This window comes from Paenibacillus dendritiformis, assembly GCF_021654795.1.
Taxonomy (GTDB): Bacteria; Bacillota; Bacilli; order Paenibacillales; family Paenibacillaceae; genus Paenibacillus_B.
The window spans coordinates 6170855-6190223 of the sequence record NZ_AP025344.1 but is presented as its reverse complement, the minus strand read 5'-3'; the positions used below and the strand labels follow the sequence as shown (position 1 = coordinate 6190223).

The window sequence follows — 19369 nt, the reverse complement described above, 5'->3', positions numbered from 1 at the left end:
TTTCCTCCTTCTTCCTCTATCTTGCCGCCATACATAGAAAAAGAACCCGGCTGCACTCTCTGCAGGCCGGGTCTCCTGATTCCTATCAAGCGGTAATATAAAACGTGAACTCTTGACCGTTCCGCACAGGCTCCTGCGCCATCGTGTAGCCGTGCTTGACGACTTCCTCCGGCACGTTGCGGAAGGCGGCCGGACAGTCGGCGATCACTTGCAGCAGTTGGCCTTTCTTCATCCCTTGCAGCGTCTCCAGCGTGTAAATCACCGGATACGGGCATGGTTCTCCTCGCAGATCTAACGTGAAATCGACAGTCATAAGTCAAGCTCCTTTCTTGTAATTGAATCCGACGCCGAAGCGGTAGTTTTTCTGCCAGTACACGGCGATGATGAAGCCGATCCCCAGCAGAAGCAGCGTCGCGATGAGCGCGCCGGCAGGTCCCATGACGTCAATTAGATTGATTGGCGAACCGCTCTTCACGAGCAGGTTGTAGACGCCGAGATGATCCCAAGCATACGCCAGTCCGGTCGCCCCGACAATGTTGCCGATGAATACCGGCAGGAAGACGACCTGTCCTTCCATGAGACGGTACATCATGCCGGTCTCGCAGCCCCCGGCCATGACGATGCCGAGGCCGAACAGGATGCCGCCGGCGAAGGTGCTCGGCGCGGCAATCTTCGTGATCGGCTCCATGCCGTACACGAGAATGATGATGAGCGTCGCCGCGGAGCTGACGGCCATCCCGGCCGTGATCGCCTTCGTCATCGTCGCGCGGCCGCTAATCCACAGGTCGCGGAAGGCCGAGGTGAAGCAGATCTGTCCTCTCTCGATCAGAATGCCGAAGGCAGCGCCGAATAGGGCGGCCACGCCCAGCATCGTGCGGCCGGAGAGGAAGAAGTAGACGATCAGTCCCGTATACAGCAGCGCAATCAGGCCGCCAACATACGGCTGAATCTTGCGGGCCTTCGCAGGACGCGCCGCCGTGCCGCCGCGCTGCAGCGCGGGCTTGCCCTTCCACCAGGCGGTGTTGACGACCTTCGTCCCAACATACGTTCCCGCCGCCGTCGCCACGATGAAGATCCAGGAATGGAGCGAGAACTGGGGAACGCCGGTGAAGAAGGCCGCCAGGTTGCAGCCGAGCGCCAAGCGCGCGCCCGCCCCTGCGATAATGCCGCCGATCAGCCCTTGAACGAAACGGCGCTTCTGCCGCGGAGCGCGGATTTTGAAATTGTTGCTGAACAGAATCATCATCAGCGCGCCGATGAACATGCCCCATACAATCCAGCCGTCCGTCCGGCTCCATGTCGTACCGTCCATATGAATCAGATTAAAGTAAGCCCAATCGGAAATATCGACGCCGAGCAGCTGCAGGATATGTCCGCCCAGCCGGGTGAATTCGCCGGTGACCGCCCACACCGTTCCAGTAATCCCGAAGTACGCGGCGCTGAGGACGCCGGCGATGCCCATGGCGGCATAAGGGCTCCAATACTGGTTGAATACTTTGTCTAGCATGGATTTCATCTGTACTACCCCTTCAATCTTATAAAATCTTCTATCTATGGTCTATGAAATAGATAAATCACGATGCCACTCTTTATTGTACTACCATTGTCAATCCATGAGGGGGCTTCGCCCGAAGTGAAATCATGTCACCGATCCCAATGATTCGATAGACATGGTAAAATAATTCGTAATCTCCTAGGAAAGGATGGAAACGGATGAACCAAACCGCTGCACATGCTCTCCCGGTTCCCGTGCTGGCCTGGGCAGCGGAAGCCATCCATCCCCAGGCGGCCGTGAAGTCGATCCGACACGCTTGTCGTGGCCCCGGAAGGAATCGATCCGGGGCTTGCTGTTCCCTCGGCGCTAGATCGCTAACAGGATAAGCGAGAGCAGGAGCATTGCGATCCCGTTGATGGCCATCTTCGGCGGATGCTTGGCCCGGAACAGATGCGCATGGATGGCGCCCATCATCAGGATGATGAACAGGGAGGCGGCGTACTTCAACGCCGCGGGCAGCCAGAATGCGGCAATCAGGCCGGCGATGCCCGCCGCCTCAAGCGCGGCGGTCACATCCACGAACCAGATCGGATACCGGTATTCCTGCCAATGCCGGACCATCGAGGACGCACGCCCGAACTTGAGCAGGATCGATACCGTGAACATGGCGATGAGAATGCATCGGATGATGATAACGACAATCGTCACATGTCTCACACTCCATTGTAAAATAGCATGTCGAGCAATGGCTCGTGCGTAAAGTATAGCGGAGCGTGTGCATAGCGGATGTAGTCCAGCCTACAGCCAGCCGCAATCGCAATATTATGGAGGGAATCTTGTGGACAAGGCAAAGTATTTATCGAGAATCAACCTGTTCGACGGCCTCGACAGCGAAGAATTGAAGCGAATCGAAGCGGTCACCCCGGTCCAGATCGTCAAAAAAGGGACGCTCATCACGACCCCGCATGCCGAGCGGAAGGCGCTCTATCTGGTCAAATCCGGCATTGTCCGGCTCTATCAAATCACCGGGGAAGGAAAGGAGCTGACGATCGATCTGCTGGGTACCGGGCATCTTTTCGGGGAGATTGCTTCTTTTGCGGCCGGAGCTGGCTCTCCGGTTCATCGAGATCATTTCCGCCCGCCTGAAGGTAGTGGAAGAGCTGCTGGAACGGATGGCCTATGGAAGCGTTCGGCAGCGGCTGCTGTATCTGCTCTGCAAGCTGTCCGAGAAGTTCAAGCGGGATATCCCGGTTCAGGAGGAAGATGCCGATTCGTCCTGGGTGCAATTGGAGGTCGATCTGACGCATCAGGAACTGGCCCGTATGGCGGGATCCCTACGCGAGACGGTCACGGTCATGATGAATGAACTAGCAGCCGAGGGGATTGTGCGCAAGGAAGGCCCCCGCAAGCGGCTGTGGATTCATGCGGACCGGCTGCAGGCAGCGCTTCCGTCGCTTGATCGGGATTATTCCCTTATCCCTTCCGCAGAATCAGGGCGCAAGCGGCCTCGATCTGATCATCTCCATGCTGGCCTTCGGGGAAGCCGAACATGGAGCTCAATTCTCGGAAGCTTCTCCCGCCGGGGACATCTCCAGAACAAAATGAAAATACCGTTCATATGAATCGTCATCGAAGGACACCATATCCTCGTCGACATACGCATAGTTGGGGAATTCCAGCGTAGGGCGGACAAGCGCATCGAAGGAGTGGAATTCTCGCTGGCGCCGACTCGGATACGGCTCCGGGACGCTCCGTCATCCGGCGCGCCAATGTCCAGGCGGATTCCCTGTCTGCAGACCGCCATCATCTGCCGGGCCGCTCGCTGCAGTCCGTATTCCTTGATTTGCTCCTACGCCAATCGGCGAAGCTCTGTCATCGATTGGGTCATTTTTCCGCCGCCGCTCCTCATGTTACTGTTCTTATTCACCGGGCGGAGCGGGAAGACAAGTCTTGAACCCGGCCAGCAAGCGGGATCTGTTTCTTTGTAACCTTTCCCAAGGAAAGATATGTTGTTATAGGACTATCATCAATTTTAACAGGAGGAGTAACGTACACGAGAATGAAACCATCACAGAACCGTTCCATCATCATCCGGTGCATGGCGTTGTTGTTCGCTGCCGTTCTCGCCGCCGCATCCGTCCTTCCTGCGGGAGTCGCGGCCGCCCGGGCGAAGTCTTCCTGCGGACCCGGCTGCGACCGTTACGACGTGGTCGTCATCGGCAGCGAGATCCAGGGGGTCCTCCTGGCCAAGGCCGCCCGCGATCTTGGACTCAAGGTCATCATCCTCGATCCGCGAAGCAAGCCGGGAGGCGAGCTGATTCAAGGTCAGATGCTCGTGCTCGACCAGCCGAATGACAATCAGAAGCGGAGCCTCGTGCAGGGCGAGATTCGGAGGTTATTCAATGGCTATAACGCAGGCACCATTCGCAAGGAAGAAGAATTCAACCGCTATTTCCAGTCGGTCATCAAAAATATTCCGGTGAAATCCAGTATACGCATCGAAAAGGCAGAGGTCGTTCCCCGGGGGAAAGAGAAGGCGATCCAGTCGCTGACGTACCGGACGAAAGACGGCAAGCAGCATAAGGCGGAAGCGGAATACTTTGTGGAAAATACCGATTTTAACGCCCTGACGAGCAAGCTGGACGTCAAGCGGATTCCCGGCATGGAGAGCATCTATAACGGCAAGAAGCCGGATCATATGGCCGCGACCCTCATGCTGAGGTTCAAAAATGTGGATTGGAATGAACTGCACGAGCAGGTGCTGCTCGACTATCCGCTCACCAATGTGCAGAAGAAGTATGGCCCGAATACATATGTCGATTGGAACACGGCGACGGGCTTCAGCAACTTGACCTTCCAATACAAGCCGAAGGATGATCAGCTCGTGTTTCGCGGCATCAATTCCACCTACCAGCGAAATGGCCAAGTGATAATGAATGCGCTGCTTATCTTCAACGTCGATCCGGCGAACCCGGAATCGGTCCGATCCGCCGTCGAGAAGGGGAAGGCCGAGGCGCCGCATATTCTGAAATTTTTGCAAAAGCATATTCCCGGCTATAAGAACGCCGAATTGGACGGGTTTCCCGATTATTTATACATTCGGGATTACAACCGTTTCGAGACCGACTATATTTTGGACTATCCGGATGTGATGTCAGGCAAAATGTTCTGGGATAATGTCAGCATCGGCGGTTACTCGGTCGATCTGCAGGCGGTGCGGGCCATTCCAAAAGGAATCGGCTTCGGCAAGCCGAACCGGTACGGAATGCCGCTGCGTTCCTTCCAATTGAAGAACTATGAGAATGTGCTTGTCGCCGGCAAAAATGTCGGGGCGACGATCAAAGCGTACGGTACGGCCCGGATCATGCCGAACACCGCGCTGGCCGCCGAGACGATCGGAATTATTCTGGGGAAAGAGCTGAAGCATAAGCGCCTGAAGCAATTGACGCAGGCCGATTTTCAACGGATACATAAGTACCTGGAACGCAATTACGGCATTGTGCTGAACCGTTAACCGGCTAGAGGGGAACCCCGAAGGAGCCGGACGGATAGAGAGACCCGCAGCGGAACGCGGGTCTCTCTTCTTCTAGAATGGAATCGGCGGCGACACAATCGTATAATCATGCTTGGCCGCCCAGGCGGTCAGCCCTTGCCAGTACGCCTCACAGGCTGTGACGATCCGCTCCGGGCCGGCCAGATCCCCGGACATGACCAGCCCTGCCAGCTCATCGTACCCTTGCGGGCGATCGGGCAGCGCCAGCGCCTCCGGCAGCACGAGAGCGCCGGTGGTGAACAGGGTCCGGTGATGCAGGCCCAGTATCATCGCGCCGTAGTGGGCGAACTGCATAGCCAGGTAAGGCAGGTAGGAGGCGGGGCCGTGCAGGCTCGCGTTGCGGAGCTTGCCCGCGAACTCGTACATTTCGCCGACCAGGACCTCGCCGATCGCCCGGCGGAATTCCGACGCAGGCGGGGATTCAGCCGCCGCCTTCAGCTTCGGAAAGAACTCTTCCGGATCATGCAGGGCTAATGCCGTAAAGAAGGGACCATGCGTAAGCGGCCATCGTCCTTCGATCTCTGCCGCTTCGCGCAGCAGAACATCCTCGCTCATCACGTCTACCTCGGCCTTCCATGGTCCTGCCGACCATTCATAGCAGCGGTCTGCGGCTCCGCCCGATTTCCGCAGCACGCAGAACATTTCGATATCGGAATAGGGTCCGTCCATTCCGCGGGCGATCGATCCGTATACGCCAATCGCTTTAATTTTCCTTCCGTATTTCTCATGCAGCCGCTCCGCAATCTTGCGGCATGTATCCATTCGCGCTTGCTTCGATATCGGCACGGGTCCAAGCTTGTTCATAGCTCCATCTCCCTTTGTGTTATTGGCGGTCAAGGCGAGTCTGAACAAGTTGGATGGCGGGCCTCGGGATTAACGGGGCACTTTGAGCTTCGGCATGTCGATCATACCTTCCTTTCGTATCCTCTTTGCCGAAATTGTACGATGGTCCCGGCGTAACTGCAAGAAGCGGGCGATGCGCTAACGGACGAACTCGCCAAAATCACTCAGATCCGGTACGTGTGAGCGGCATCGTCATATGATGAAGTAACCACCTTCATGGGAGAGGAGGATTCTCCATGGACAAAGATGAAACGGTCAGAATCATTACCGCGATTGTGCTTCTAGTTGTGTTCACTTCATTATTTCTGGGTTTTGGGCTTACTGAAGGAGGTGGAGGCAGGCTGGAAACCATTATAATCTGAATTGGATGGTGACATCCATGGCGAAGAATGGGAACAATAATCGAAATAATAAGAAGAAAAATAACGCCGGTCCCAAGCTGTCCCCGCAACAAATCGCGGTCATCGTTGGTTTGTTGACCAATGCGCTTCAAGTCGACTCCGTCCTGATCGATCGCAATCAGGCTATCGAAATCGTGCTGGTAGGCTCGATCCGCAGGAAGACCAAGGCAGACTATGTTGCTGAACAGATGGGCGGGGTAAGTGTAGCCGAATTAATCCAAGCCATCCTTCGCCAGGGTCAGTAATAAACTCTCCTTTCACAGGTTCGGGCTTGTGGGGCGTGTCCTCTGGAATCTGCCTTCCGGTCGAGCGCACTGTAAGTGGACGTGCCCGCAGATGATCAAGACGTGCAGGAGAGCCCCCTCCTGCCAGAGGGGGCCGGGAAGTCAGTCGCGTCCCGATTCGTTCCCATGCAGCCGCAAGCTCAGCCCGGGGTTCGCCTCGGAGACGGAGCGGATATACCGGCTCATGGATTCCGGGGACACCGGGAGGCGGAAAAGATCCCGATCCGGCAGGAAAGTGATGCTGGTACCGGTCTCACGGGTCGCGCCTACCGTCAATAATCCGGTCTGGGGAATTCCACGCTTGAATTCCTGCCGGAATATGCTGCCGCCGCGGCGAATCTCGACCGTCAGTCTTTGGGAGAGCGCGTTAACGACGGCGGCATTGATTTTGTGCTCGGCGCCCGGCGCGGTTATGAAGGCGCTGGTGCTGCTGCGGCCGATGTCGGTGAGAATCGCTTGCAGGGGCGTCTTGTCCGCGGGGGCGAAGGCTTGAACAGGGATGCCCCGGCCGTTGTCGGCGATGGTCAAGCTGCCGTCGCCATGCAGGAAGAGATGCACTTCGGTGCAGTGCCCGGCCTGGTGTTCCAGGACCGAATTCTCGATGAGCGCCGCTGCCAAATGAAGCGGGTCATATCCATTCCGATGGGTTCCCAGGTAGTCGCCCGCATTGTTCCGTGCTTCGGCCAGGGCGATATAGTCGCTCGCATCGAGCAGCTCGGAAGCGGCCGCCCACAGAAGCAGCAGGGGGAGGGCCCGGTGGGGAGGGATGGCGTATGTGCCGCCCCGTTCCTCTTGGACAAGCAGATCGGCTCCCTGCAGCGCCTTCAGATGGTGATATAGCTGTCCGGTTGTGCCCATATGGAGCTGTTCAACGAGCTCGGATCCGGTAAGCGGAGCGGCGAACACGGACTTAAGAATATCGATTCGCTGCTTATGCCCGAGGGCGGCCAGCACCTTGGCGGCCTTCTCCCCGTCGAGATCGAGAAGCTCCCGGACCGTTCTCTCCTGCGGCGCCCATCGGACGCTTCCTTGCTCTCCCCGATAACGGCCGGAATACAGGATTCCTCCCGATTCCTCTTCATCACTTAGGCGCCTTGGCGTGCCTTCTGCGCCGAGATCTCCCTCCCTGGCATGGATATCCGCCTCTGATTGCATGCCGGCGAGCTGCTTCACGATCCGTTGGATCTCATTTAGTTGGGACTGCAAGGCATCGATCTCCGCTCCGTAATCCCGGTTTGCCATAGTATCACTCCCTTTTATCATTTTACGTAATTACGTAATTTGATAATACCATGAATCGACCCTGATGTAAATTATCATCCAACATGGAGGACTAGATTGTGGAGCTGGTCAGAAGGACAGAGCCGATCCTAACAGGCTCTCGCCAACCCGGCTTTGCTGAGATTACAATGGAGATGACAACACTTTCAATTCGAGGCGAGAGAGGATAAGGAAGCATGAACAAGACGGACCGTCTTTTGGCGATTGTGCTTGAGCTGCAGCGCTGCGGGCTTCGGCGCGCAGAGGATCTGGCGGCTGCGTTCGAGACGAGCGTGCGGACCATTTATCGGGACATTCAGGCGCTGAGCGAGGCCGGGGTACCAATTGCCGGCACGCCGGGACAGGGCTATTCGCTGATGGAGGGGTATTTCCTGCCGCCCGTCAGCCTGACGGTGGAGGAAGCCGTCTCTCTCCTCATCGGCGCCGATTTCGTCACGCAGGAATTCGCGGCCGGCTATGCCGAAGGCGCCGAGACGTCCCGGCGCAAAATCGAAGCTCTCCTGCCGCAGCCTGTCCGCGAAGAGGCGGAGCGCGCACGCCAGGCCATCCGGCTCCTCTCCGAACGGCGGGCCGCGAACCGGGGGCCGGAGAAGGAGCGCGTTAACCGGCTGCATCAAGCGATTCTCGACAGGCGCATGATTCGGTTCCGGTATTCGAAGGCTGCGCAGGATGATACCGGGAACCGCGACACTATCCGTGTCGCTGCCCCTTACGGACTGGTGCTCGTCCGCGGCGTATGGATGCTGATCGCCGATTGTCATCTGCGCCGGGCGATTCGCCACTTCCGTGTGTCGCGCATGAGCGATCTGGCATTGCTTGATGAACGGTTTGCGTTCCCGCGGGATTTCCGCCTGTCGGACTACACGCCTCCCGACGACCGGACGATCCGGGTGCGATTGAAGGTGGACGCCTGCATCGCGGATCGGGTAGCTGAATCGAATTCATACTACATGGAAGCAGCGGAGCCTTGCCCGGGAGGGGTGCTCGTCACCTGCCGCGTCCGGCGGCCGGAAGATCTGCTGGCGTGGGTGCTCGGCTGGGGCGGAAATATCATCGTGCTGGAGCCCGAATCATTGCGAAGGCTGGTTCGCGAAGAAGCGAAAAAAATAGCGGATCACTACTGACATACTGCTGTCAGGAGCCCTCCCGTATACTGAGAGTACTTCAGTATTCGAGGAGATGATGTAATGAATAAGAACATGAGCATTGCGGATATTTTGTCGCGATTCGACGAGATTACGGATCATTATGTACGGGAATTGGCCAAGTACAGCATGGAAGAGCTGCAGCGCCAGCCGGCCGGGAACGAATGGTCGCTTGGGCAAATGTATCTGCATCTGGCTCATTCCGCGCTGCATATGCAGCTGCGCCATGCGGAGCAGTGCATGGAACCCGGCGGAGCAAGCGAGGGGACTGGCGGAAAAACGGAGGCCGGCCGGGCCGCTTTCCAGCAGGGAAGCTTTCCGCCGGTGCGCATTCGGGTCCCTGACGGCGGGCAGTATACGCCTCCGCAGCCGGTGAGCAAGGAGCAGCTTGCCGCCAAGCTGGAGGAAGCAAGGCGCCGCATGCACGAGATTGGGGCATCGCTGCGGAGCGCAGCTCCGGAACGGCTGCAGCGGACGGCGGCTCATCCGGCCTTCGGCGCGCTGAATGCGGCCGAATGGTTCGCGATGCCGGAGATGCATTACCGCCACCATCTTCTTCAGAAGGAGCGGCTGGACGCTTTCCTCCATGCTGCCTCCTAGGGTGTCGCGACTTTACAGTGGAACGCTTCCCGAATTCGAGCGGCCCGTCTGTTGAGCAGGGAGAGGAAGACCGGACGGATAACCGCGCGTTTCGATATCGGCCCGTGATGCCTCCGCGGCCTCTGTGCTATGATGGGAACAGCTATTTAGCGTGGAATAACGCGGCTAGAACTGGAACGTCAACATTTGATGTAACCGCTATGAGAGGTGTCAGGATGCATAAAACAATCGGCATATTCGCTCATGTAGACGCAGGCAAGACGACGCTGGCGGAGCAGCTGCTGTACCATACCCGCAGCATTCGGAGCCGGGGGCGGGTCGATTACCGGGATGCCTACATGGACAGTCATGAGATCGAGAAGGAACGGGGCATTTCGATTTTCGCGGAACAAGCGGTGATGACATACAATGGCAGCACCTACACGTTGATCGACACCCCGGGGCACGTCGACTTCTCCGCCGAGATGGAGCGGGCCATTCAGGTAATGGATGCCGCCATTGTGGTCGTCAGCGCGACGGAGGGCGTGCAGGGCCATACGGAGACGGTCTGGCAGCTGCTGGACAGGCATCGGGTGCCGGTCTTCTTTTTCATCAACAAGACGGATCGGGCCGGGGCGGATGCAGACCGGGTGTTGGACGATATTCGCGCCCATCTGACGCCGGACGCGGCCGATATGAGATCTGCCTGCGGCGAAGCGGAATGGGAGGACGGGCTAATCACTTTTCTGGCCGAACGCGATGAGGAATTGCTCTCTCGTTATATGGAGGACGAGTACGATCGGGAGGTATGGCGAAATGCCGCTGCCAGTCTGATTCGGACGCATCGCCTGTTCCCCTGCGCCGCAGGATCCGCCCTTCAGGATGTGGGCGTTACCGATCTGCTGCAACTGGTGGATGCCTTCACCCCGGGGGACTGGCGACAGGATCTGCCGTTCGCAGCCCGGGTGTACAAGATCCGCCATGACGCGAACGGCACCCGCGTTACCCATCTGAAGGTGCTGGGCGGTTCCTTGCAGGTCAGGGATGAGATCCGTTATGGCTCGGGAGTGGACCGGATTGCCGAGAAGGTGACCTCGATTCGGATATACAACGGACGCAAATATGATCATGCCGAGAGGGCGGAGGCAGGTGAGCTCTGCGCCGTTACCGGATTGTCGGCGGCCGCGGCGGGGGAAGGCTTGGGCGCGCTGCACGATCGGGCGGAATACGAGATGGCGCCGATGCTGACGTCGAAGGTCATCTTTCCGCCGTCGCTTCATGCCAAGGAGGTGCTCCAGTGCTTCCGCCTGCTCGATGCCGAAGATCCGTCGCTTCGGGTGCAATGGGATGAGGCGCTGCAGGAGATTCATATCCATGTGATGGGCGTCATTCAGCTGGAGGTGCTGGAGCGGCTGGCCAAGGAGCGGTTCGGCATGGATATCTCCTTCGGGACACCGGACATTTTGTACAAGGAGACGATCGCTTCGACGGTGACGGGATGCGGGCATTTCGAACCGCTCGGGCATTACGCTGAGGTGCATCTCCGGCTGGAGCCCGGTGACAGGGGCAGCGGGATGATCTTCCGGAACGAGTGCCATCCCGACGTGCTGACCGTCAACTATCAGCATGTCATTGAGCAGTACCTGCTGGAGCGGGATCACCACGGGCTGCTCACCGGATCTCCCGTCACCGATGTGAAGATGACACTGACGAAGGGCCGGGCCCACAATAAGCACACGAGCGGCGGCGACTTCCGCGAGGCGGCCTGCCGGGCGCTCCGGCAAGGGCTGGAGCAGGCGGACAATGTCCTGCTGGAGCCGTATTATGAGTTGAAAGTGAAGGTCGCGCCGGAGCATATGGGACGCGTCATGACCGATATCCAGAAGGCATCGGGCCGGTTCGATCCGCCCGAGTTCGCCGGAGATCAGGTCGTGCTTACGGGCAAGGCGCCGGTGGCCACCTTCATGAATTACAGCGCCGAGCTGGCCGCCTATACCCAGGGCAAGGGGATGCTGCGGCTGCGCTTCGGCGGGTATGAGCGCTGTCATAACGCCGAGGAGATTATGGCGGCCAAAGCTTACAATAAAGACGCGGATCCGCTCTACACCTCGGCCTCCATCTTCTGCGCCAAAGGGCAGGGATACAGCGTTCCTTGGGAGGAGGCGGCGCGGCATATGCATTGTTGAGCCGGTTGGGGCGAGGCTGTGTCGGAGAAGGTTCGGTAACGAGCGGGGGCCGGAGGCCAACCGTCATAGAAAAGGGGCCATCCCGTCGTCACGCACGGTGACGGGGATAGCCCCTTCCTGCTTTATTGCGCAGCCTGCTGCTCGTACAGCTTAATAATCTCGATAATAACCTCCGTTGCCTTCACCATATTGTCGGCCGAGACGTATTCGAACTTGCCGTGATAGTTCTCTCCCCCGGTGAAAATATTCGGCGTCGGCAGTCCCATATAGGAGAGCTGCGATCCGTCCGTGCCGCCCCGGATCGGGGTAATGATCGGCTCGATGCCGACGTTCTTCATCGCTTGATAGGCAATATCGACAATATGCTTGACCGGCTCGATCTTGTCTTTCATGTTGTAATATTGGTCGTTCATATCGAGGATAATGCTGCTTTCTCCGTAGATGCCCTGAAGCTCCTTCACGATCGCTTCGAGCTTCGCTTTGCGGGCCTCGAAGTTGGCCTTGTCGAAGTCGCGGATGATATAGCGCAGATCGGTACGCTCCACATCTCCTTGAATGGAGATGAGATGATAGAAGCCGTCATAGCCGTCGGTGAACTCAGGTGCTTCCTCGGCAGGAAGTTTGCTGTGCAGCTCCATGGCGATTTTGGCCGAATTGATCATTTTGCCCTTCGCCGTGCCGGGATGGACATTCGTCCCCTTGACCGTAATCTTCGCCTGCGCCGCATTGAAGCTCTCATATTCGAGTTCCCCGAGCGGGCCGCCGTCAACGGTATAGGCGTATTTCGCGCCGAAGGCGGCTACATCGAAGCGGTGGGGACCCCGCCCGATTTCCTCGTCCGGGGTGAAGGCGACACGCACCTTGCCATGCTTCATCTCCGGGTGCTGGAGAAGATAGGCCATCGCGGTCATAATCTCGGCAATCCCAGCCTTGTCATCCGCGCCGAGCAAGGTCGTTCCGTCCGTCGTAATCAGCGTATGGCCCTTGTAATTCGCCAATTCCGGGAATTCGGCCGGCGACAGCACGACATTAAGCGCTTCGTTCAAGACGATTGCATTCCCGTCGTAATTGTCGACAATCTGCGGGTTGACATTGGCTCCGGTGAAGTCCGTCGCCGTATCCAGATGGGAGAGGAACCCGATCGTCGGGACATCCTTGTCCGTATTGGCCGGCAGCGTGGCCATGACATAGCCGTTCTCATCCAGGGTCACCTCCTGCATGCCGATCGCCTGCAGCTCTTCCACGAGCAGGCGGGCCAGATCCAGTTGTCCCGGCGTGGACGGGCATGTCTGGCTGTCATCATTCGATTGGGTGTCTACTCTGGCGTAGGCCGTAAATCGTTGAATAATTTCATTTTTCACGAGATTTCACCTCAAACTATGGTATGTACTCCCTTTTCCCATACTACCACACAGATGAATGCAGGACATATCCTCACCTATATAAACCCATATTGTGAGTGCTTTGAATCCGTCGCCCTGAATCGGCGGGATCCGTCGGACTTATCATTTCTTCCGGGCGTGACTCATATACGTCCCCGGCAGCCGGAATTTTGCTGTGGATAGGTCGGGTGCGCCGAATTTCCAGCCTATTTTTGCACAGGTAAAAACGCACGAAACGGAGAAGATAAGCAAGGAAGAAGGGGATAAGGCCGAGGCACATAATTTGACCGCTTCCGGGCCATTGTATGAAGGATTCATAATTTATGCTGGCAAGGAGGCAGGATGATGGCCCGCAGGAACCGAAGAAGGCTGCTCGTGAACGGAGCAGAGCAGGGCGTTAATGCGTTCAAGGCGGAAGTAATGCGGCAGGAAGGCTTCGCCGTAGATCCGAACCGGCCGGACGACGTCAAGTACGAGGTCGCCAAAACATTGGGCGTCCCGCTGCAGCCGGGAGACAACGGAGAACTGTCAACCGAATCGGCAGGGCGTGTCGGGGGCCGGATTGGCGGCACGATGGTGCGGGAGATGATTCGTCTCGCCCAGGAGCAGCTCACGAAGAAGCCGACGCAGTAGGTATTTATAGGTCAGGAAGCGAACAAAGCCGGAGTCTCCCGCGAAGGAGATCCGGCTTTGATGTTATCGGCAGCGGGGCTCTGCGCAGCGGCGGGTTACAGCTCGATCCATTGCGCGGACCAAGCTTCAATGTCCCGAATGATCGGTTCGAGAGCGTGCCCCTTCTCTGTCAAAGAGTATTCGATGCGCACTGGCGTGTCGGGATATACTTCACGGCGCACGATGCCTTCGCGCTCCAGATCCTTCAATCGCTCGGACAGAACCCGGCCGCTAATAGCGATTGCCGATTCCATCGTGCAGAAGCGCTGCGGGCCTCCCAGCAATTGATGGATGATAAGCCCTGTCCAACGCTGGCTCAAAATACTCATCGCTTTGTCGAAGCGGGGGCATCGTTCACTGGATGTTCCGTTCATGTTCCATCACCTCTACATTTCTATTATAGCACTGGTGATGGGAAATAAGCACCTTTCCCAAAAAAATATAATTACTTGACAATATCAATTGACTAATTTATATTTACTTGTAATTAGTAACCTGATGGTGACAAGCCAGGTTGCAGTGATTTTAAAATTAAAGGATGTGTATTCGGAAATGACAAAACTTCACGAATTAGGTGCTTTGCTGTTAAGGATTTTCTTGGGAGCGGCTTTTCTTATCCACGGCTTTCAGAAGTTCCAGGGCGGCATCGGCAATACAATGGGCTTCTTCGAGAGTCTGGGGCTCCCGGGATTTGCCGCTTATGCCGTTGCCTTGATTGAGATTATCGGGGGCATCGCTCTTATTCTTGGCCTGGGAACCCGCCTTTTCGCTGCCCTGTTCATTCTTATCATGGCTGGGGCGATGGTGAAGGTGAAGTTCGCGGCAGGCTTTACCGGCAGTCCGGAAATGGCGGGCTATGAATTGGATTTGGCCTACCTTGTCATGGCGGTATATTTGCTCCTGGCGCCAAGCAATACGTGGTCGCTCGATCGTCTTTTCTTCGGCAGCAAGCCGAACGCATGAACAGGCCTAGAGCCTGAAGGGGGAACCATCCTATGAATTTTCATCGTTACCCGTCAACTTATGTCAGCCATGTCCAGCTTGCCGTAGAGAATCTGGAACGCTCGCTCTTGTTCTACCGCGATATCCTTGGATTCAGGGTACTCGAACAATCCGGCTCCAGCGCCGTCTTGACGGCGGATGGCGTGACGCCTCTCGTCACGCTGGAGCAGCCGGATACGATCGAGCCGAGGAACCCGCGCCAGACCGGGCTGTACCATATTGCGTTCCTGCTCCCGAGCCGTTCCGATCTGGCCGATATTCTTCAATACTTCATCCAGATTGGGTACCCGCTCCAGGGGGCATCCGATCACTATGTGAGCGAAGCGCTCTATCTGGCCGATCCAGAAGGGAACGGCATCGAAATTTATGCGGATCGCTCCCCGGATACATGGAGCTGGAGCGAGGGCCAGGTCGGCATGGCGACGGTGGCGCTGCAGGCCGACAGCCTGCTGCATGAAGCGACCGGACGCCCATGGACGGCGATGCCAAGCGGCACCATCATCGGTCATATTCATTTGCAGGTTTCCGAGTTGGAGAAGACGGAGGAATTCTACGGCCGGGGGCTGGGCTTCGAGACCGTTGCCCGTTATGGCCGTCAAGCATTGTTCATCTCGACCGGGAAATACCATCATCATATCGGCCTGAATACATGGCACAGCGCGGGGGCGTCCGCACCCGGCAAGCATAGCGCAGGCTTGAAATGGTTCACGCTCATGCTGCCGGACGAGGAGGCGCGGAAGCAGACCGTGGAACGGCTGCGTCAGCTTCATGCTCCGGTCGAGGAGGAAGCGGGCACGGTACGAACGTCGGATCCGAACGGGATTCATCTCATTTTGCAAGTGCAATCCTGATATATGTGATTCGCCTGAGATCGGGCGGCATGGCAGCTTACAGCAGATGGCTTCGGCTATCTGCTGTTTTTGCCGTATACGGGCGCAACCTCTATCCAGGTGACCGGATGGTGACGATGAGGCGGAATTGGAGGTTGACGTTGGCGTCCGATTCCTTGGTGAAGCGCTTTTTTGTGTCGGAAAAGGGAAAACGGCTCTGAGAGCCGACTGTCTGTTTGCGGAATGAATACGTCAATGTTAACATATCTGCAATGTAAATATTCCGAACCTCAGGGAGTGACAGCCATGCAACGCAAATCGATGACAGCTATGGCGTTAAGTCTGGCCCTGGCACTGCTGCTGAGCGCCTGCGGCACAGAGCCTGCGGTCCAGGGGCCGGATAAAAACACCGATATCGCGTCGGAGGCGCCGTCCCCTTCACCGGATGCGTCATCGGCGGAGAAGCCGCCCGCCTCGGCGCCTTCCGGCCACGACGAGACTTCCGGCGGGACGAAGCCGGAGAAGGGCGAGCCGACTTCGGCGCAAGAGGTCGAGGAGATGATGAAGCTCGCTGCCGAAGGGCGGGTAGCGCACAGCGGCTTCGCCGTCGAGCATGGGTTAATGGATGATGTGGAGAAGGAATGGGGCGAGCCGGACAAGGACGAGTTCGCGGGACAGGGCATGTACGCCACCTATGAGAAGCGGCATATCGTCTTCGGCTATAACAAGGGCATGCAGATTTTCGACGTCCGATCGGACGGTCCGGAAGTGCGGAAGCTGACGCTGGAGGATGTGGAGAAGGCGCTGGGGAAAGCGAAGGATGTGCGCGAGACCGGCGGCGATGCGATCTATGTATACGAGGCCAGCGCGGATTACGAGCTCAAATTCATTGTGCCCAAGCCAACCGGCAAGAACCCGAATCCGCATGTCGATCATATCTCCGTGTTCTATCCGCAAGGGTCCAAAAATCTGATGGCCGGCTAATGGGGATGGGTGCGGCATGGCGGCAAGCCCTTTCGTGCGAACCGTTGGAGTGGTTCTGGCGGATGCTGACCTATTGGGAATGCCGCCGCTTTTGTCAGGAAGCGGCCCTGAGCCCGCTTCAGGGGCGCCCGGCGGCGGGCGTCCCTGTTCCATTATTGAACAATTGATGGCAGCGCGGATCGGTCATCTCCTGGCCCGATATTTATGCTATGCTAAGGCGGAGGATAAGTGCCGAAGCGGATAGCTCGGCTCTGTCCCATCAAGCTGAATAGAAGTTGGTGCATAGAAAATATGGAGTTATCGAATATCATGTCTTACGTGACGGAGGAGAACCTCAGGAATCTGCTGGAGCAGTTCCGCTCGTTCGGTCCGCTGCCCGGCATTCTGCTGACCTTCATGAAGTCGTTCATTCCCCCGCTGCCAACGATCGTGATCGTCGGCGTCAATGCCGCCGTATACGGGCTGTGGCCCGGGTTCTTCTACTCCTGGCTCGGCATGATCGCCGGATGCATGGTCACGTTCCTCATCGTCCGCACCATTGCCGGACATCGATATTTTCAGCGCTACGCGCAGAAGCCCAAGGTCAAGAAGAGCTTGCTGTGGGTGCGGCGCAATGCGTTCAGCTATGTCTTTCTGCTCAGTATTTTTCCGGTCGGCCCGTTCGTTATTATCAATATGGCGGCTGCGATCGCCCGGATGCGCATTCGCTCCTTCTTCATTGCGGTCACGCTCGGCAAGGCGATAATGGTGTTCGCGGTCTCCTACATCGGGCATGACTTGATGAGGTTCGTTCATCATCCGATTCAGATTGTGTACGTGGTATTGTTCCTTGCCGCCTCGCTATGGGTCAGCAAGAAGATTGAAGCGCGCTTCACCAAAGATCTCCCGCCGGAAGAAGAGCACGATCTGCCCGTGCCCGAGCGGAAGGAATCGATAGGGTCATGAGAGTCGAGCGGCTGCTCTCTATGCTGCTAATCATCGCGCAGCGGGGAAAGGTGACGGGCCAGGAACTGGCCGAACATTTCGAGGTCTCTCTTCGCACTATCTACCGGGATATCGACAAGCTGGGCGAAGCCGGGGTGCCGATCGCGGCGCTCGGCGGGCCGGGCGGAGGCTACTACCTGATGGAGAATTATCAAGTTTCCAATCTGTTCCTGAACGAAGGGGAGGCCGCAACGTTTCTGGCCGTCGCGAACAATTTGAACATGCTGTTCGGGAAGAACCCGCATTTCAACGATATGGTGTTGAAATTCGAGCATGAGCGGAGACGTCCTGTCGCGGATGCATGGAGCATCAACCTGTCTCATTTTAGCATGGAGGATGAGCTGAGGAGCAGCCTGCAGCTGATGAATCAAGCGCTGGAGCAATCGCGGCTGCTTGTCTTCGATTATATGAACCGGCGCATGGACGTCGAGGAGCGGACGGTAGAGCCGGTCCAGATCGCTTTCTCTGGAGGCCACTGGCATCTTAATGGATATTGCCGCATCCGGAACGGTTACCGCCGCTTCAAGCTGGTGCGGATCCGGCAGCTGCGGTTGGGCGGACATTACGAGAAGCGGCCGGAGTCGGCGGAAGCGGTCCAGAGACTGCTCGATGAGGGGTATTATCACAGCAGCATCAAGGTGACGCTGCAATTCTCTGCCCGTATCGGAGGGCAACTGGCGGAGCATTTTCCGAAGGAGTCGATAACGAGAACCGAGGAGGGACATTTTATCGTCACGGATTATTTTCCGTATGAAGAGGGTCTATCCAAGTTCATCATTGGCTTCGGCAAGGACTGTACGGTCGTCGATCCTCCCCAGGTCAGAAATGCCGTCCAACAATATATTTATGAAATGTGGTTGTCGTATCATGGCTGACATATAGTTGTCAGTCATTTTATTTTATAGTGAGGGTGTTGAACAAGGATCATTATCTCGACACAGGAGGTTGCTATGGAGAAGCACCAGATTGCGGATGGCATCGTACTTTACATGTTTGAGCCGCGCCCGGACAGGCATTACGGTTACAATATTACGGCCCTGATTGAGAATGGCAAGGCGATGCTTATCGATACCGCCTTCGAGGAGCATGCCCAGCAAGTATATGAAGATCTGACCTCCCAGGGCATCGCGATTGAGGGGGTCATACTGACGCATTTCCACGCTGACCACATATATGGACTGAAGGCGCTTCCTGAAGTCCCGATTTACGGAAGCGCGCATTACCAGGTGACGCTCGATATGTGGACCGATCCGGGGGATCATCCGTGTTTTACGCCGGATATCGTATTCGACGAGCCGCTGCACCTGCCGTTCGGTTCCTTCGAATTGACGCTGTTTTCCTTCCCTGGCCATGCGCATTGCAGTGCGCTTGTCCTCATCAACGGGCAGTACGCTCATATCGGCGACGAGCTTATGTTCACGAACGGCGGAGAAGCGATACTGCCATCGGTGGATAGCGGCCAGTATGTGGCGAGACATCGGGACTCGCTGGATAAGCTTAGGAAATACGGGGATTATGCGCTTATCCCGAGCCATGGCCCGATCATCAGCGGCCGGGAGGCAATCGAACGCGCTATTGCGAATCGTATCGCTTACTTCGAGGCGATATTGGTTAGCGAACAACCTTTGTCTTATGATGAAGCGGTCCAGAATTGTGACGGTCCGTTCCTGCATCAGGAATGGCATCACAATGTGTATCGCAGCTAGGTGGCGGGTGCCTGGCAGGCTGCATTTTCCTCATCTGGACTA

At 57.1% G+C, this 19369-nt stretch carries 21 protein-coding genes and 1 pseudogene; 15 read left to right on the top strand and 7 right to left on the bottom strand.

Going from position 1 to position 19369, the window contains the following annotated elements; translation table 11 throughout:
- Positions 1-85: 85 nt before the first annotated feature.
- The 3 genes from yedF to L6439_RS27455 form a co-directional block, all read right to left on the bottom strand.
- Complete coding sequence (yedF, locus tag L6439_RS27465) at positions 86-313, bottom strand: sulfurtransferase-like selenium metabolism protein YedF (RefSeq protein WP_087440365.1); 228 nt, start codon at positions 311-313, stop codon at positions 86-88.
- A 3-nt stretch (positions 314-316) separates the two neighbouring features.
- Positions 317-1516 carry a selenium metabolism membrane protein YedE/FdhT gene (gene yedE / locus L6439_RS27460; protein ID WP_168181821.1) on the bottom strand — a complete coding sequence of 400 codons (1200 nt, stop codon included), beginning with the start codon at positions 1514-1516 and terminating at the stop codon, positions 317-319.
- A gap of 345 nt (positions 1517-1861) precedes the next feature.
- Positions 1862-2203 (bottom strand): DoxX family protein, encoded by a 342-nt coding sequence (locus tag L6439_RS27455; protein WP_213470997.1) that lies wholly within the window; start codon positions 2201-2203, stop codon positions 1862-1864.
- A gap of 67 nt (positions 2204-2270) precedes the next feature.
- Here L6439_RS27455 and L6439_RS29585 point away from each other — a divergent pair.
- From L6439_RS29585 to L6439_RS27445, 3 genes and pseudogenes are all read left to right on the top strand, one after another.
- Positions 2271-2534 (top strand): annotated as a pseudogene (locus L6439_RS29585) (Crp/Fnr family transcriptional regulator); the annotation flags it as partial.
- A gap of 55 nt (positions 2535-2589) precedes the next feature.
- The gene (locus tag L6439_RS29580; RefSeq protein ID WP_306434372.1) at positions 2590-3117 is read left to right on the top strand and encodes a Crp/Fnr family transcriptional regulator; all 528 of its coding nucleotides are present in this window, start codon (positions 2590-2592) and stop codon (positions 3115-3117) included.
- A 437-nt stretch (positions 3118-3554) separates the two neighbouring features.
- Positions 3555-5009 carry an FAD-dependent oxidoreductase gene (locus L6439_RS27445; protein ID WP_168181819.1) on the top strand — a complete coding sequence of 485 codons (1455 nt, stop codon included), beginning with the start codon at positions 3555-3557 and terminating at the stop codon, positions 5007-5009.
- Positions 5010-5081: 72 nt separating this feature from the next.
- Here L6439_RS27445 and L6439_RS27440 read toward each other — a convergent pair whose 3' ends face one another.
- Positions 5082-5852 carry an ANT(4')-I family aminoglycoside nucleotidyltransferase gene (locus tag L6439_RS27440; RefSeq protein ID WP_168181818.1) on the bottom strand — a complete coding sequence of 257 codons (771 nt, stop codon included), beginning with the start codon at positions 5850-5852 and terminating at the stop codon, positions 5082-5084.
- Positions 5853-6127: 275 nt separating this feature from the next.
- On the opposite strand from L6439_RS27440, the gene L6439_RS29405 reads away from it, so the two are divergent.
- On the top strand, positions 6128-6253 hold the full coding sequence (locus tag L6439_RS29405) for a hypothetical protein (RefSeq protein WP_269155964.1): 126 nt from the start codon (positions 6128-6130) through the stop codon (positions 6251-6253).
- A 17-nt stretch (positions 6254-6270) separates the two neighbouring features.
- Positions 6271-6537, top strand: a complete 267-nt coding sequence (locus L6439_RS27435; RefSeq protein WP_213470996.1) for a hypothetical protein — start codon at positions 6271-6273, stop codon at positions 6535-6537.
- A gap of 141 nt (positions 6538-6678) precedes the next feature.
- Here L6439_RS27435 and L6439_RS27430 read toward each other — a convergent pair whose 3' ends face one another.
- Positions 6679-7818, bottom strand: a complete 1140-nt coding sequence (locus L6439_RS27430) for a helix-turn-helix domain-containing protein (RefSeq protein ID WP_213470995.1) — start codon at positions 7816-7818, stop codon at positions 6679-6681.
- A gap of 215 nt (positions 7819-8033) precedes the next feature.
- On the opposite strand from L6439_RS27430, the gene L6439_RS27425 reads away from it, so the two are divergent.
- The 3 genes from L6439_RS27425 to L6439_RS27415 all read left to right on the top strand — a co-directional run bounded on the left by L6439_RS27425 (position 8034) and on the right by L6439_RS27415 (position 11767).
- Positions 8034-8981 (top strand): helix-turn-helix transcriptional regulator, encoded by a 948-nt coding sequence (locus tag L6439_RS27425; RefSeq protein WP_213470993.1) that lies wholly within the window; start codon positions 8034-8036, stop codon positions 8979-8981.
- 63 nt (positions 8982-9044) lie between these two features.
- Positions 9045-9602 carry a DinB family protein gene (locus L6439_RS27420; protein WP_168181814.1) on the top strand — a complete coding sequence of 186 codons (558 nt, stop codon included), beginning with the start codon at positions 9045-9047 and terminating at the stop codon, positions 9600-9602.
- 215 nt (positions 9603-9817) lie between these two features.
- A complete protein-coding gene (locus L6439_RS27415; RefSeq protein ID WP_213470991.1) occupies positions 9818-11767 on the top strand; it encodes an elongation factor G in 1950 nt (649 codons plus the stop codon).
- A 122-nt stretch (positions 11768-11889) separates the two neighbouring features.
- Here the strand turns inward: L6439_RS27415 and pepT are convergent, their stop codons facing one another.
- A complete protein-coding gene (gene pepT, locus L6439_RS27410) occupies positions 11890-13128 on the bottom strand; it encodes a peptidase T (RefSeq protein WP_168181812.1) in 1239 nt (412 codons plus the stop codon).
- A 366-nt stretch (positions 13129-13494) separates the two neighbouring features.
- Here pepT and L6439_RS27405 point away from each other — a divergent pair, with 366 nt between their 5' ends.
- Positions 13495-13782 (top strand): alpha/beta-type small acid-soluble spore protein, encoded by a 288-nt coding sequence (locus tag L6439_RS27405; RefSeq protein WP_168181811.1) that lies wholly within the window; start codon positions 13495-13497, stop codon positions 13780-13782.
- Positions 13783-13877: 95 nt separating this feature from the next.
- Here the strand turns inward: L6439_RS27405 and L6439_RS27400 are convergent, their stop codons facing one another.
- Positions 13878-14195, bottom strand: coding sequence for a winged helix-turn-helix transcriptional regulator (locus tag L6439_RS27400; RefSeq protein WP_168181810.1), 318 nt, complete (start codon positions 14193-14195; stop codon positions 13878-13880).
- A 178-nt stretch (positions 14196-14373) separates the two neighbouring features.
- Between L6439_RS27400 and L6439_RS27395 the strand changes: the two genes are divergently transcribed.
- The 6 genes from L6439_RS27395 to L6439_RS27370 all read left to right on the top strand — a co-directional run bounded on the left by L6439_RS27395 (position 14374) and on the right by L6439_RS27370 (position 19327).
- Positions 14374-14784 carry a DoxX family protein gene (locus tag L6439_RS27395; protein ID WP_213470990.1) on the top strand — a complete coding sequence of 137 codons (411 nt, stop codon included), beginning with the start codon at positions 14374-14376 and terminating at the stop codon, positions 14782-14784.
- Positions 14785-14816: 32 nt separating this feature from the next.
- Entirely contained in the window at positions 14817-15674 is an 858-nt protein-coding gene (locus tag L6439_RS27390; protein WP_213470989.1) for a VOC family protein, read from the top strand.
- Positions 15675-15959: 285 nt separating this feature from the next.
- A complete protein-coding gene (locus tag L6439_RS27385) occupies positions 15960-16637 on the top strand; it encodes a YjgB family protein (protein ID WP_213470988.1) in 678 nt (225 codons plus the stop codon).
- Between the two features lie 291 nt (positions 16638-16928).
- The gene (locus tag L6439_RS27380; protein WP_213470987.1) at positions 16929-17582 is read left to right on the top strand and encodes a TVP38/TMEM64 family protein; all 654 of its coding nucleotides are present in this window, start codon (positions 16929-16931) and stop codon (positions 17580-17582) included.
- Positions 17579-18496 (top strand): helix-turn-helix transcriptional regulator, encoded by a 918-nt coding sequence (locus L6439_RS27375; protein ID WP_168181804.1) that lies wholly within the window; start codon positions 17579-17581, stop codon positions 18494-18496. Before L6439_RS27380 ends, L6439_RS27375 begins: the two co-directional genes overlap by 4 nt.
- A gap of 75 nt (positions 18497-18571) precedes the next feature.
- Positions 18572-19327, top strand: coding sequence for an MBL fold metallo-hydrolase (locus L6439_RS27370; RefSeq protein ID WP_168181803.1), 756 nt, complete (start codon positions 18572-18574; stop codon positions 19325-19327).
- The last annotated feature ends 42 nt before the right edge of the window (positions 19328-19369 follow it).

What these genes read in the sequence shown, in the direction of transcription:
- L6439_RS27435 (WP_213470996.1), top strand. Translation starts at nt 6,271, where the DNA reads ATGGCGAAGAATGGGAACAATAATCGAAATAATAAGAAGAAAAATAAC.
- L6439_RS27395 (WP_213470990.1), top strand. Translation starts at nt 14,374, where the DNA reads ATGACAAAACTTCACGAATTAGGTGCTTTGCTGTTAAGGATTTTCTTG.
- yedE (WP_168181821.1), bottom strand. Translation starts at nt 1,516, where the DNA reads ATGAAATCCATGCTAGACAAAGTATTCAACCAGTATTGGAGCCCTTAT.
- L6439_RS27405 (WP_168181811.1), top strand. Translation starts at nt 13,495, where the DNA reads ATGGCCCGCAGGAACCGAAGAAGGCTGCTCGTGAACGGAGCAGAGCAG.
- L6439_RS27380 (WP_213470987.1), top strand. Translation starts at nt 16,929, where the DNA reads ATGGAGTTATCGAATATCATGTCTTACGTGACGGAGGAGAACCTCAGG.
- L6439_RS27425 (WP_213470993.1), top strand. Translation starts at nt 8,034, where the DNA reads ATGAACAAGACGGACCGTCTTTTGGCGATTGTGCTTGAGCTGCAGCGC.
- L6439_RS27415 (WP_213470991.1), top strand. Translation starts at nt 9,818, where the DNA reads ATGCATAAAACAATCGGCATATTCGCTCATGTAGACGCAGGCAAGACG.
- yedF (WP_087440365.1), bottom strand. Translation starts at nt 313, where the DNA reads ATGACTGTCGATTTCACGTTAGATCTGCGAGGAGAACCATGCCCGTAT.
- L6439_RS27420 (WP_168181814.1), top strand. Translation starts at nt 9,045, where the DNA reads ATGAATAAGAACATGAGCATTGCGGATATTTTGTCGCGATTCGACGAG.
- L6439_RS27375 (WP_168181804.1), top strand. Translation starts at nt 17,579, where the DNA reads ATGAGAGTCGAGCGGCTGCTCTCTATGCTGCTAATCATCGCGCAGCGG.
- L6439_RS27370 (WP_168181803.1), top strand. Translation starts at nt 18,572, where the DNA reads ATGGAGAAGCACCAGATTGCGGATGGCATCGTACTTTACATGTTTGAG.
- L6439_RS27385 (WP_213470988.1), top strand. Translation starts at nt 15,960, where the DNA reads ATGCAACGCAAATCGATGACAGCTATGGCGTTAAGTCTGGCCCTGGCA.
- L6439_RS27390 (WP_213470989.1), top strand. Translation starts at nt 14,817, where the DNA reads ATGAATTTTCATCGTTACCCGTCAACTTATGTCAGCCATGTCCAGCTT.
- L6439_RS27400 (WP_168181810.1), bottom strand. Translation starts at nt 14,195, where the DNA reads ATGAACGGAACATCCAGTGAACGATGCCCCCGCTTCGACAAAGCGATG.
- L6439_RS27445 (WP_168181819.1), top strand. Translation starts at nt 3,555, where the DNA reads ATGAAACCATCACAGAACCGTTCCATCATCATCCGGTGCATGGCGTTG.
- L6439_RS27430 (WP_213470995.1), bottom strand. Translation starts at nt 7,818, where the DNA reads ATGGCAAACCGGGATTACGGAGCGGAGATCGATGCCTTGCAGTCCCAA.
- L6439_RS29405 (WP_269155964.1), top strand. Translation starts at nt 6,128, where the DNA reads ATGGACAAAGATGAAACGGTCAGAATCATTACCGCGATTGTGCTTCTA.
- L6439_RS27440 (WP_168181818.1), bottom strand. Translation starts at nt 5,852, where the DNA reads ATGAACAAGCTTGGACCCGTGCCGATATCGAAGCAAGCGCGAATGGAT.